At 73.4% G+C, this 12,565-nt stretch carries 7 protein-coding genes; 2 read left to right on the forward strand and 5 right to left on the reverse strand.

The features are described from left to right. Positions 1 to 69 precede the first annotated feature (69 nt). Positions 70 to 7,347 carry an SDR family NAD(P)-dependent oxidoreductase gene (locus WME85_RS29360; RefSeq protein ID WP_437825936.1) on the reverse strand — a complete coding sequence of 2,426 codons (7,278 nt, stop codon included), beginning with the start codon at positions 7,345 to 7,347 and terminating at the stop codon, positions 70 to 72. 462 nt (positions 7,348 to 7,809) lie between these two features. On the opposite strand from WME85_RS29360, the gene WME85_RS29365 reads away from it, so the two are divergent. Then, positions 7,810 to 8,541, forward strand: coding sequence for a class I SAM-dependent methyltransferase (locus WME85_RS29365; RefSeq protein WP_437825938.1), 732 nt, complete (start codon positions 7,810 to 7,812; stop codon positions 8,539 to 8,541). A gap of 105 nt (positions 8,542 to 8,646) precedes the next feature. Further along, positions 8,647 to 9,369, forward strand: coding sequence for a dienelactone hydrolase family protein (locus WME85_RS29370; RefSeq protein WP_437825939.1), 723 nt, complete (start codon positions 8,647 to 8,649; stop codon positions 9,367 to 9,369). Between the two features lie 187 nt (positions 9,370 to 9,556). On the opposite strand, the gene WME85_RS29375 is transcribed toward WME85_RS29370, so the two are convergent. The 4 genes from WME85_RS29375 to WME85_RS29390 all read right to left on the reverse strand — a co-directional run bounded on the left by WME85_RS29375 (position 9,557) and on the right by WME85_RS29390 (position 12,489). Continuing rightward, on the reverse strand, positions 9,557 to 9,940 hold the full coding sequence (locus WME85_RS29375; RefSeq protein ID WP_437825941.1) for a VOC family protein: 384 nt from the start codon (positions 9,938 to 9,940) through the stop codon (positions 9,557 to 9,559). Positions 9,941 to 10,210: 270 nt separating this feature from the next. Then, positions 10,211 to 10,729: a GNAT family N-acetyltransferase gene (locus tag WME85_RS29380; protein WP_437825943.1), complete on the reverse strand. Its 519-nt coding sequence runs from the start codon at positions 10,727 to 10,729 to the stop codon at positions 10,211 to 10,213. A gap of 8 nt (positions 10,730 to 10,737) precedes the next feature. Further along, complete coding sequence (locus tag WME85_RS29385; protein WP_437825945.1) at positions 10,738 to 11,739, reverse strand: NADPH:quinone reductase; 1,002 nt, start codon at positions 11,737 to 11,739, stop codon at positions 10,738 to 10,740. 300 nt (positions 11,740 to 12,039) lie between these two features. Beyond that, a complete protein-coding gene (locus WME85_RS29390; RefSeq protein ID WP_437825947.1) occupies positions 12,040 to 12,489 on the reverse strand; it encodes a DUF4267 domain-containing protein in 450 nt (149 codons plus the stop codon). Positions 12,490 to 12,565: the final 76 nt, after the last annotated feature.

A 12,565-nucleotide genomic window follows, 5' to 3' on the forward strand; every position in this document is an offset into this window, starting at 1 on the left:
CCGAAGACGTCCGCGCGGGCCGGGCGCCAGCCCGCGGCGAGGCGGAGCCGGCGTCGCCCTGCCCTCCCCTCACTCGGCCGCCTGCGCGGCGCCCTGGCCCGCCGCCGGCGCGGCGCCCTCCCCCGCCGCCGGCGCGGCGCCCTGGCCCGCCGCCGGCGCGGCCCTCTCCCCCGCCGCCGGCGCAGCGCCCTGGCCCGCCGCCGGCGCGGCGTCCGCGGCGCCGTCGCCGCGGCGCCACGGCCCCTCGCCGGCGACGACCACGACGTCGCCCTTGGACCCCCGCGAGAGCTCCTCGAAGAGGAAGCGGCAGCCCGCCTCCACGTCGACGGGGACGATCCCCTGCGCCGCGAGCCGCCGGAGCACGCCCTCGCCGGCCATCCCTACCTCGCGCCAGGGCCCCCACCCGATCGACACGACGCGCGTCCCGGGCCAGCGCGCGTCGAGCTGCGCCGCGAGGCGGCTCATGACCTCGTTCGCCGCCGCGTAGTCGGACTGCCCGCGGTTGCCGAACCGCCCGGAGATCGAGCTGAACAGGACACACCACCTCAGGCCGTCCGGGCGCAGCGCCTGCCCGAGGACGAACGTGCTGTCGGCCTTGGTGTCGAAGACGCGATCGAAGGAGTCGGCGCGCTTGTCGGCGAGGAGCTGATCCTCGATGACGCCCGCGCCGTGCACGACCGCGTCGATCCTGCCGAAGCGGCGGTAAACGCCGGCGATCAGCTCGCCGAGGCGCTCGCCGTCGCGCACGTCGATCGCGTGGTACTCCACGGCGGCGCCGCGCCGGCGCAGGGCGTCGAGCGTGGCGCGGCGCTGCCTCGCCTGCAGCTTGCCCCTGATCTCGGCCTCGATCGCGGCGGGCAGCGGCTCCCGCCCCGCGCTCCGCACCGCGGCGATGGCGCCCCGGCGCAGCGCCTCGACGTCGCCGCCGTCATCCGCGGCGTCCCCCTCGGCGATCTCCGCGCGCCCGACGAGGACGAGCTGCACGCCCGGGCGCGCGAGCCGCTGCGCTACCTCGGCGGTGATGCCGCGCGCGCCCCCGGTCACCAGGACGACCCAGCCGGGGCCCGGCTCCCAGTCGCGGCGCTCCGCCGCATCATCGAGCGGCGCGGGGGCGACGGACACGACCGTCCGCTGCCCGCCCTCCGCGTAACGCACCTCGACGTCGTCCGGGGCGTGGAGCAGCTCGTCGAGGATGCGGCTCGCCACGGCGTCGTGCGGCAGCGCCTCGTCGAACCCGAGCGCCTTGGCGACCGCGCGGGGATGCTCTTGCGCCACGCTCCGCAGGATGCCGTGACAGCCGGCGCCGGACGCCGACCCGTCGAGGCCGTCCTGCCCGCGGCCGCCCGCGAGCAGCGTGGCGGCCACGATCCGCAGCGGCTCGCCCGCGGCCAGCTCGCCCGCGCAGGCCTGCGCCGTGAAGAAGAGGCTCCTGGCCTGCACCCGGTTGCCGCGCCGGAACGCGCCGAGCCCGTCGACGGCGCCGCGGTGGAAGGACGCGAGGTGCACGATCCCGCGCGCGGCGCCGTGCTCGAGGCGCGCGGCGGCGACGTGGCGCGCGATCTCCTCGGGCGACTCGAGCGCCTCGCGCGGGATCACGACCGGCCTGGCCCCGCGCTGCGCGAGCAGGGCGCACGCGCGCGCGGCGAGGCCCAGCGCGTCCTCGGTCACGAGGACGAGCCCGTCCAGGCGGACCTGCGGCGCGCCGTGGAGCTCCTTGCGCTCGGCGCGCAGGACGAAGCGGGGGCACACGCCCGCCGGCGTGCCGTCGGACGAGGCGGCGGGCGGCGCGGCCGGCGCGCCCTCGCTCGCAGCCCCGGCGCCCAGCGCCAGCGCCTCGCCCGACACGACGTCGACGAGGCCGTTCATCGAGCGGATCCGGGACAGCCGGTCCATCGACGACCGGAGCCGAGCGGCCACGGGCGGCGGGAGCTGGCGCAATAGGGTCTCGAGGATCTCGATCCGCTTGATGGAGTCGATCCCGAGCTCCCCCTCCATGTCCTGGTCGAGGCCGAGCATGTCCTCCGGGTAGCCGGTCCGGCGGCTGACAAGGGTGGCGAGCGTCCGCCGCAGCGCCGCGGGCTCGAGCGCCGCGGGATCCGCGTCCCGCGCCGGCGCGCTCGCCGCCTCGAGCGCCGCAGGCGTCGGCGAGGCCGCAGGCGCCGCTAGGGCCGCAGGCGCCGACGAGGCCGCGGGCGCTGCGAGCGCGGCCGCATCGGCGCCGCCGCCGAGCCGGAGGAGGAACTCCGTGGTGACCCGCTCCTGCATCGACAGGAACCGGCGCATCGTCTCCTGGTGTTCGCGGTAGGCGGCGATCGGGCCGTCCAGCGCGACGGCGCCAGGGCCAGCGAGCGCCTCCTCGAGCTCGGGGGCGGCGCCGTGCTCGAGGAGCTGGCGCTCGCCGAGCAGGCCGACGGGGTCGTCGCTGCGCCGCACGCGGCCGCCGTCGATGCGCCACCCGGGCAGCGCGGCCTCGGCGCGGCCCTCCGCGAGGGCGCGCAGGTCGAGCCGCTGGCAGGGGCGATCGGCGAACAGCGCCGGCAGGTCGAGCCGGACGCCGGCGGCGAACAGCGCCGCGAGCGCCTGCAAGAGGCCCTTCACGCCGCCCCCGGCGCCGTCGAAGCCGACGGCCAGGTGCGGCTCGTCGCCGAGGATCCGCCGGACGAGGCCGGTCAGCGTCGCCTTCGGCCCGAGCTCGACGAAGGTCCTCGCGCCGTCCTCGTACATCCGCCGGATCTGCGCGACGAAGTCGACGGGAGCCTCGAGCTGCGCCGCGAGGAGCGCGCGGACGCCCGCGGGATCACGGGGATAGGGGCGGCCGATCGCGTTCGCGTAAACCTCGATCTCCGGCGGCGCGATCGCCGCGCGCTCGAGCGCGTCGGCGAACGGGGCCCGGACCGGGCGCATCAGCGGCGAGTGGAATGCGGTCGAGACCGGGAGCCGGTGCGCGCGGATCCCCCTCGCGCTCAGCGCGTCGAGCGCGGCGGTCATCGCGCCCAGCTCGCCGGAGACGACGCACTGATCGGGCGCGTTGTGGTTCGCGATGCAGACCGCCGGGAACGCCTCGAGCAGCGGCGCGAGCTCGTCCCGCGGGAGCATCACCGCGGCCATCGCGCCCGGCTCCGAGGGGACCTCCTCCATGAGCCGCCCGCGCGTCTCGGAGAGCGCGAGCCAGCCCTCGCGCGACAGGGCGCCCGCCGCGCGCAGGGCGGTCAGCTCGCCGTAGCTGTGGCCGGCGAGCACCTCCGGGCGCAGGCCGAGGCGCAGCGCGAGCTGGAGCATCCCGTCGCTGATCACCCCGATGGCCGGCTGCGCGATCCGCGTGGCCGTGAGCTCGCGCCGCTGCCGCTCCCGCGCGGCGTCGGAGAAGGCGGCCGGCGGCAGGATGAAGCGGCTCAGCCGACCGCGCAGGGCGCCTGCGAGCTCCCGGTCGGCGACCTCCAGGGCGTCCCGCAGCTCGGCGAAGTACAGGGCGACCTCGCGGCCCATCGAGGGGTACTGCGAGCCCTGCCCGGGGAAGAGAAACGCGACCTTGCCCGGCGCCGGGCCGGGCCCGGTCCGGAGGTGGACGTGCGCGGGCAGCGGGCCCGGCGAGGCGCCCCCGAGGTGCGCGAGCGCGTGCTCGAGCGCGCCGAGGAGGTGCTCGCCGTCGTCCGCGACGATGCACGCGGCGGCCCCCGCGGGGCCCGCGGCCCGCCGCTCGCGGCCCTGCTGCGCCGCGAGCGCGCACGTGAAGGCGACGTCGCGGAGGCGGACGCTGTCGCGCGCGCGCTCGCGGCGCAGCGCGCGCGCCAGCCGCTCGAGCTCGGCGACGAGCGCCGGCGCGTCGGGCGCCTCGACGACGACGAGCTCGTGGGGCCAGCCGGCGGCGCCGAGCGCGGGCGCGGCGAAGTCGCCCTGGTACTCCTCCACGACCGCGTGGAAGTTCGTGCCGCCGAAGCCGAACGCGCTCACGCCCGCGCGCCTCGGCTCGGGCCCCGCGAGCCACGGCTGCGCCTCGTCGAGCAGGGCCACCGGGGAGTCGTCGGCAGCGAGCGCCTCCAGCGGCGTGTCCACGCCCGCGTGGGGCGGCAGGACGCGGTGCTTCAGCGCGAGGACCGCCTTGAGCACCCCGACCAGCCCGGCGGCGCTCCGGGTGTGGCCCAGCAGCGACTTCACCGATCCGATCGCGCAGCGCTGCGGCGGCACGCCCGCGGCGCTGAGGAAGCCCGCGATCGTCTCGAGCTCGGCGCGATCGCCGACGGCCGTGCCGGTGCCGTGCGCCTCGTACATGCCGAGCGAGGCCGGGTCGATGCCCGACCGCTCGTACGCCCGCTCGAGCGCGAGCCGCTGGCCGGCGGGCTTGGGCGCGGTGAGCCCCATCCCCTTGCCGTCGCTCGATCCGGCGACGGCCTGGATGACCGCATCGATGCGGTCGCCGTCGCGCTCCGCGTCCGCGAGCCGCTTCAGGACCAGCACGCCGACGCCCTCGCTGATCACGATGCCGTCGGCCTTCTGATCGAAGACGCTCGCGCGGCCTCGCGGCGAGAAGGCCCGCGTCTTGCTGAACGCCAGGTACCCGTGCGGGGTCTGCTCGAGCTCGACGGCGCCGACGACCGCGGCGTTCGACCGGCCGGAGACGAGCTCCTGGACGGCGAGGTCGAGCGCCGCGAGCGAGGAGCCGCACGCCGCGTCGACGATCAGGTTGGGGCCCCGCAGGTCGAACTGGTTGGCGACCCGCCCGGCGATGACGTTCACGAGGATGCCGGCGTAGCTCTCCTCCGACCACTTCGGCAGCCGCTCCAGGCTCGACTTCAGCGGGCCGCCCACGCTCAGCGGGAGCAGGCCGCGCGCCACGTACGCCTGCTCCAGGTCGGCCGTGCCGCTGGACGCGAAGATCACGGCGGTGTTCTCGCGGTCGAAGCCCCCCGCGGCGTACCCCGCGTCCGCGAGCGCGCGCCGGGTGACCTCGAGCGCCAGGAGCTGCGACACGCTGATCGAGCGCAGCGACGCGGGCGGGATCCCGTAGCGCAGCGGATCGAAGGGGAGCTCGTCGATGAAGCCGCCCCACTTCGAGTAGATCCGGTCCTCGGCCCGCGGATCGGGGTCGTAGTACAGGCGGTGGTCCCAGCGCTCCCGGGGGATCTCGCGGATCGCCTCGACCTTGCCGAGGACGTTCCTCCAGAGCTCGTCCGGCGCCTGCGCCCTGGGCAGCAGGCACGCCGCGCCGATCACGGCGATGCGCGCGGGCGCCGGCGCGCGGCGGGGCACGTACTCCACCGAGGCCTGGACCAGGCCGTCGAGCGCGCGCCCGCTGCCCGCGGACACCTCCTCGTGCAGCGCCGCGATCTCGACGACGCCCGCGCGCAGGGCCGCGACGTCGCCCATCATGTACAGGCCGCGCGCCGCCTGCCGCGCGTCGTCGACCGCGGCGAGCTGCCCCTCCTCGCCGCGGTCGAGGCCCTTGGACGCGATCCGCAGCCGGCCGAGCGTCATCTGCTCGAGCGCGGCGCTGATCGCGGCCGCGGGCTGGCCCTCGCGCCGCATCCGGCCGCGGGCCGCCTCGAACTCGCCCACGAACGGCGTGGCCGCGCAACGGATGACGTGCCCCGGCCCCGTCTCGATCGTGACGGTGGCGCCGGCAGCGAGCGCCTGGCGCTGGAACGCCGGCGCGATCGCGCCGCTCGCGACCGCCTGCGCGGTGAACAGGTACGCGGTGCCCATGAGCACGCCGACGCGGAGCCCGGCGGCCGCGAGCGGCGCGGCCAGCGCGGACACCATCGCGGCCGAGCGCGCGTCGTGGACGCCGCCCGCGAAGAGCGCGTGGACGGCGGCCGCGTCGGGCACCTTCTCGTCGAGCAGCGCGTCGACCATCGCGTCCCACAGGGAGAAGCTGGTGAGCGGGCCGACGTGGCCGCCGCACTCGGAGCCCTCGAAGACGAACCGCCGCGCCCCGCCCTCGAGGAAGGCGCGCAGGAGCGCGGGCGTCGGGACGTGGAGGTAGGTGGGGATGCCCTGGGCTTCGAGCTCGGCGGCCTGGTCCGGCCTGCCCCCGGCGATGAGCGCGTAGCGGGGCCGGACCGACGCGCACGCCGCGAGCTGCTCCTGCCGGATCTCCGGCGGCACGAAGCCGAGGATCCCGATGCCCCACGGCCGGTCACCGAGGCGCTCCTCGACCGCCCGGAGCAGCTCGTCCACCTGCGGGCGGCGCATCAGCGCCAGGGCGAGGAGCGGCAGCGCGCCGCCTTCCGCGACCGCGGCCGCGAACTCGGCCCTGTCGCTGACCCGCGTCATCGGGCCCTGCACGATCGGGTACTGCGTGCCGTGCGAGCGGGCGAGCGGGCTGCCGGCCGCGAGCACGTCGTGCTTTCGCGCGAGCTCGACGTGGCCGGACGCGGCGTCCCGCAGCGCGCGGAGAAAACGCCCTGTTGTCGAGTACTTGCGGGCGTACTCGGCCGCCCGGCCGGCGGCCTGCCCGAGCGGCAAGGCGCCGCGGCCCTGCCGATCCCAGCCGAGGAGCGCGCTCGCCCGGGCGACCCAGTCCTCGCGCCGTGGGCGAGCGTCGGCGGCGTCGACCGCGTCGGCGGCGTCGACCGCGTCGACCGCGTCGAGCTCCGCTCGCTCGAGCTCCTCCGCGAGCCGCGCGACCTCCTGGCTGCCCGGCAGATCCGGGCGCGCCGCGATGCGCAGCGGCGCGCCGAGGCGCTCGCCCACGACGACCGTGTCGGTGCTCTCCAGGCGGGACAGCGCCGCGCGGGCGTGCTCCGGCAGCGGCGCCTCGCGCAGGAGGAGGAGCTGGTCGTCGACGACGACGCCCGCCGCGCCCGCGGCGCGGCAGGCGGCGGCGCTGTGCAGGCCGATGCCGCCCTGGACCAGGAACGGGCGCGGCTGTAGCGCCAGCCGCTGCGCGAGCAGGAAGGCCGACTCCTTGCCGACGAACCCGCCGCTCTCGCGCCCCTTCGCGAGCCAGCCTTCGAACGAGAGCGCGCCGTCCGCGGCGGCGAGCCCCTCGCCGTCGCGCACCTCGAGCCAGAGCTTGCGGTGGCGGGAAGGCGAGAGGGCTGCGAGCGCCGCGCGCGCGGGCGGCGCCTCCCAGTCGCAGACGACGAGCCAGTGCGGGCGCGGCGCCAGCGCCGCGAGGAGCTCGGCGCTCGCGGCGAGCTGGTCCGCGCGGAGGCGGAGCCCGACGGGGCAGCCCGCCGGCGCGAGGTCGAGGAGGCGGCGGAGGTTCTCGCGCGCGAGCGGGAGATCCGGCTCGCCGCACAGCTCCCGGTCCAGCACCGCGACGCCGCCGGCGCGCGCCGTGGCGACCGCGACGCCGGGGTGGGGCCAATGGATCGGCGACAGCGACACGCAATGGAAATCGGTCATGCGGCGTCCACCAACGGCTATCGGCGACCTGTGGCGACCGGTGGCGACGGCCAGGCGGCTGACAGGCGACGGATAGCGAGAGTGCGAGATAACGAGTGCGGCAGCTCCGCCGCGCGGCCGGGCCAGGCGCCCGGCTTCACGCGGCGCGGGGCCCTGCTGCGCGGGCAACTCTAGCCCGCCCTGCGCGCCTGGCCACCTCCAAGTCCATTGATCATCACGCGCTTCCGCCGTGCACCAGGCCGGTGAAGAAACGTGAAGGCGGCGCGTCTTGTTGAACGAGCGGCAATCGTATGAAGAAACGTAAAGAATCCGCGGCGACCCTTCGCAGAGCGCCGGCGCGGCGGTATGCCAGGGGACAATTGACCGCCGCTGGCCAGGCGGCGCCAGGCAACGCGCTCGACACACGGGGTTGCACCGCTAGAAACGGCGCGTTGCCCCGGACAATCCACGAGGTCGACATCCATGCTCGCTGAACGCATCCAATCGATCGAGGTGCTGCGTCGTGAGCCGCCGTTCCCGGCGGCCTTCTTCGCGGAGGCGGGCCTCACCGGCCTCAACGTCGGGTGTTCCTTCTGGAACATGAGGCCCGACAGCCTGAACATCGATCTCTCGAAGCTGGAGAACCCCGGCGGGCAGGCCACCGAGTACGGCCGGCTGGCGATCCTCGACGGCCGGTTCCACTACCTCGAGTACGACGTCACGACGCCGTTGCCCCTGCCCGACGCGTCCTTCGACTGGCTCCACACCGAGCACCTCATCGAGCACGTGTCGCAGGCCGGGGGGATCAGGTTCCTGAAGGAGGCGCACCGCGTGCTGAAGCCCGGCGGCCTGCTCCGCATCTCCACGCCGGACCTCGCGATCTACATCGACGGCTACCGCGACCCGTCGCGGAAGTTCTTCAACAAGCACGCGAAGATCATCGAGCAGCTCGGCAGCATGTTCCCCGACGTGGACGAGCCGTTCCCGGAGGTGCAGGACCGGCCGGCCTGGATGGTCAACCAGATCTTCAAGCACTGGGGCCACCAGTGGATCTACGACTTCGAGGAGATGGCGTACGTCCTGCGGGAGGCGGGGTTCGACGAGGGGTCGATCGAGCGGCGCTCCTTCCGGAAGGGGAGGAACCAGCAGGTCGCCGACATCGATCTCGTCATCCACCGCGACGAGACCCTGTACGTCGAGGCCATCCGGACCTAGAGAGGCGACGCGACTCGCGGGCCGCGTGGGCGGGCGAGCAGATTGCCAGGACGGCGAGGGCGTTATATCTCCTGGCGTTCAGCTCATTCGCACCCGAGGAGAACCATGGCGCACAAGATCTCGTTTCCTGCGATCGACGGCGCGCCGGCCAGCGGAGAGATCGCGCTGCCGGCGCAGGAGGACAGGGCGCCCGCCGTCGTCCTCATCCACGAGTGGTGGGGGATCAGCGATCACCTCCGCTCGCTGCTCGATCGCCTCGCCGGCGCCGGCTTCGTCGCGCTCGCGCCCGATCTCTACCACGGGAAGACCACGCGCGACCCGGCCGAGGCGAGCCAGCTGATGAACGCGCTCGACTGGGAGCGCGCCCTCCTCGAGATCTCCGGCGCCGTCTATTTCCTGGTCGATCACCCGCGCGTCAACGGCCACGTCGGCGCCGTCGGCTTCTGCATGGGCGGCGCGCTCTGCTTCTCCGCGGCCGCCACCATTCCACGGCTCGGGGCGGCGGTGCCGTTTTACGGCATCCCGAGCAAGGCCACCGACTACAGCAAGGTGAAGGCGCCGATCCTCGCCCACTTCGCGGCGCGCGACACCTGGGCGAAGCCCGCCCTCGCCGAGGCGCTCCAGCGGGAGCTCGCGGCGCGCGGCCAGCCCATGGAGCTCCACGTCTACGACGCGGACCACGCGTTCATGAACGACACGCGGCCCGAGGTCCACCACCCGGAAGCGGCCAGGCTCGCCTGGGATCGGACCACCGCGTTTCTCCGGGAGCACCTCGGCGCCGGCGTTCGCCCGGGCGCGCCGGCTCACGTCCCCGCGAACGCCCTTTGAAGGCCGATCGCGTCGAGGACCCGCTCGCCCCCCCACCGGCGGGGCGAAGCGCTCGAACCGGGCGTCGCGCCACGTGACCCACACGAGCTCCGGATCCTCGAGCGGCCGATCGAAACGGAGCTCGCCCCGCTGCGGCCGGCTGCCGTCCGGAAGCCATGTTCCGCCGCGCGAAGGAACGTATGCACGTTCAAGAGAGCGCGCTGACCATGACGTAGTAACCGTCCGGATCGCGGAGAGCGAACTCTCGGGTTCCGGTGGCCGGATTCGTCCCGGGCTCCTCCGCGAGTCGACTGACGAGCGCCCTGGCGCGTGACAGCGCCTCGTCGAAATCATCCACCCGGAAGAACAGCAATAGCCCATTGCCAGGCTCCGCTCGTTCGGGGCTATTCAGCGTTGGGTGCTCATGGTCTCCCCACTTGTGAAGACAGAGCAGGACCGTCCCGTCCGTGTCGAGGACTTGGCCGAAATAGTCGTGAGCAGGCGCCGACTCTGGTTGACCGAAGAGCGATTGGTACCAGTTGAGGCTGCGAGCCACGTCGGCGACCCCAATGATTGTCCACGTGCGTTTCATCGGCTCCTCCTGCGGTCTGACGACCTGCGGGTGAGCTGCGAAGCCCGCCAAGGTCGGCGCTGCAGCATGCCACGATGTTCCATTCCGACGCAAGGCTTCGGTCGTCCACACGGTGGGCCTCGTCGGCTCCACTCGCCTGCTGGGCAGCGACGGCTCAGCGCTCCTTCTCGAGGCGCTCCTTGTGCGGCACAGCAGCGCGACCAGCCTTCGTCCTGCGCTTCGAACATACGGCCGCGACGGTCCTTGACGCGGGCCGAGCGGGCGCGGCTTTCATGACAGGGAGATCCAGTAGTAGCGCTTCAGAGGTCTGTTCGCATCGAGGGCCCTCGTCTCCCGCAACGAGCCTCCATTTCTCTCGATGACGCGGATGGACGCCGCGTTCGTGTCGTCACACGTGAGGAGCACTGCAGTCAATCCGAGCGCGCGAGCCACTGGCAAGGCCTGACTCAGCATCTCCGTGGCGACTCCGCGGCCTCGGAAGGACGGCACTGTGTCGTAGCCGATGTGGCCGCCTTCGATGCGAAGCGCTTCGTTCAGCTCGTGGTGAATCGAGATCCGCCCCACGAACTGTTCTTCCGCCACGGCCCATAGTTGCGTCTTGGGAACGAGGGCTTCGGTTCTCCGATTCGAGTCTGCCAGCTTCTTCGCCACGAACGCGTCGAAGTCCTGTTCGACCGTCTCGAGATCGCCTCCGACCCACCAGGGAAGGCCTTCGCGTCGGAATTCGCGAAGCCCACGCAAGAAGGTGTCTCGATATTTCTCCGCTGGCGGAACAAGCTGGATCTTCATTCGGTGCTTCAACGTGAGCGGTCTGGAATCATCACGACGACCCGGCCCGAACCGCGTCGTGCTTCCAGGTGCTCGTGTGCGTCGGCGATCTCCGCCAGCGGAAAGCGCCTGTCGACGCTGAAACCCGGCCATCCGGTGCGAAGCATCGCGTTCAGGGCGTCAGCCGCCGCCGCCTTCGCTTCCGGCTGGAAGTCATCGCTGCCCAGAAAGAAGACCCCGATGTTCTTGAACAGGAGCTGCCAGAAGGGGATCGCGGGCGTCGCGCTTCCCGTCGCGTAGGTGGCGAGGGAACCGCCGACCTTCAGGAGTCGCTCATCGACGCCGATGTTTGCATCGAACGCGACCTCCACGACATGATCTACGCCATCAGGAGCCAGCGCGCGAATCTGGTCGACGACCTCCTCCGTCGAAAGGCCGTCCATCCGCACGACCTCGTGGGCGCCCGCTCGCGCCGCCGCCGCCACATCGGCTTCGGAGCGGACGGTCGCGATGACGCGCGCGCCCGCCTGCCGTGCCAGGCCCACGGCGCAGCAACCGACTGCGCCGGCCCCGCCCTGCACCAGCACCTGACGCCCCGCGACGGGGCCTGCGACGTGCACGGCCCGGTGGGCGGTGATGCCAGGGATGCCGAGGCACGCCCCCTGCTCGAACGAGACGCCGTCGGCGAGCGGCACGGCCTGAGCCGACGGGACGACGACGTACTCGGCGGCCGTGCCAAAGGGGCGATAGCTCTGCGCGCCGTAGCACCACACCCGCTCCCCGATCCGCGACGAGGAGACATGCTCACCAACGCTGTCGATGGTTCCCGCGCCATCGCTGTGTGGGATCACGCGGGGATAGGGCATCCCGATGCCGAACGCGTCTTGTCGCTTCTTCAGGTCGCCGGGGTTGATTCCCGAGGCTGCGACGCGGAGACGTACCTCACCCGGGCCAGGCTCGGGATCCGGCACCTCCCCGATGAGGAGGACCTCACGAGCGGGGCCCTGTCTCTCGTACCAAGCTGCAATCATCGGACAGATACCCCCTTCGCTCAGCTCTCGCTCTGCCCAGCTATCCGTCGATCGGTCAATCGAAGCCGCCGAACCAGGCCTGTCCAGGTCGTTGCCTTCTGTGACCTCCCCGACGAGGAGTCGCATGGATCGGCCCTGCGCCGCAAGGCCCAGATGCTGTCCAGGCCATGGGGCAACCGGAGGCATGAGCTCTGCGGGGACTCGTTCGGCGGCAAGAGCGGCGTCATGGCGACGACCGGCGCCAAGCCGACGCCCTTCAGGGGTTTGTGAGCGCGGCGCGGCAGCTGCCCGCCGCGCCGCTCAACGCTCCAGCGCCGCGCGCGCCTCCAGCACGGGGCGCGGCGTCCGCAGCATGACCACGGCGGCGACGACGCAGTAGACGACCGCGGAGCCGTGGACCATCAGCGCGTAGGAGATGCTGCAACGACCGCTCGTGCTCGTCACCAGGCAGTCGACGAGCGGCATCACGCTGGAGGCGAGGGTGACGACGCCGAGCGCCGTGCGCATCCGCAGCGCGAGCAGACCCACGAACATGAGGCCGATCCCGAGATCGCGGCCCGCCTTGATGTGGAGAAAGACGGCGTCTCCGACGTCGAGGAGCGGGAGGCCGAAGCCCCGAGCCGCCGCCACCGGCTGGGCGAAGCCCTGCACCGCGAGGTACAGCATGAACGCGGCGCCCAGCGCGCCGAGGATGAACGACGGCGAGGTGGGCTTCCAGGACGACGATTGCTCCAAAGGTTCACGCTTCACGATCCGCCTCCTCCGATACGGCATCACCACCCTTGCGGTGCGCGAGCCGTTCGATGCGAGAGAAGTTGGGGATTGT

The organism is Sorangium sp. So ce1153 (assembly GCF_051521595.1).
Lineage (GTDB): Bacteria > Myxococcota_A > Polyangia > Polyangiales > Polyangiaceae > Sorangium.

Bases quoted from the DNA above. Each gene is read 5' to 3' on its own strand.
- WME85_RS29360 (WP_437825936.1), bottom strand. From the start codon at position 7,347: ATGACCGATTTCCATTGCGTGTCGCTGTCGCCGATCCATTGGCCCCAC.
- WME85_RS29385 (WP_437825945.1), bottom strand. From the start codon at position 11,739: ATGATTGCAGCTTGGTACGAGAGACAGGGCCCCGCTCGTGAGGTCCTC.
- WME85_RS29375 (WP_437825941.1), bottom strand. From the start codon at position 9,940: ATGAAACGCACGTGGACAATCATTGGGGTCGCCGACGTGGCTCGCAGC.
- WME85_RS29380 (WP_437825943.1), bottom strand. From the start codon at position 10,729: ATGAAGATCCAGCTTGTTCCGCCAGCGGAGAAATATCGAGACACCTTC.
- WME85_RS29365 (WP_437825938.1), top strand. From the start codon at position 7,810: ATGCTCGCTGAACGCATCCAATCGATCGAGGTGCTGCGTCGTGAGCCG.
- WME85_RS29370 (WP_437825939.1), top strand. From the start codon at position 8,647: ATGGCGCACAAGATCTCGTTTCCTGCGATCGACGGCGCGCCGGCCAGC.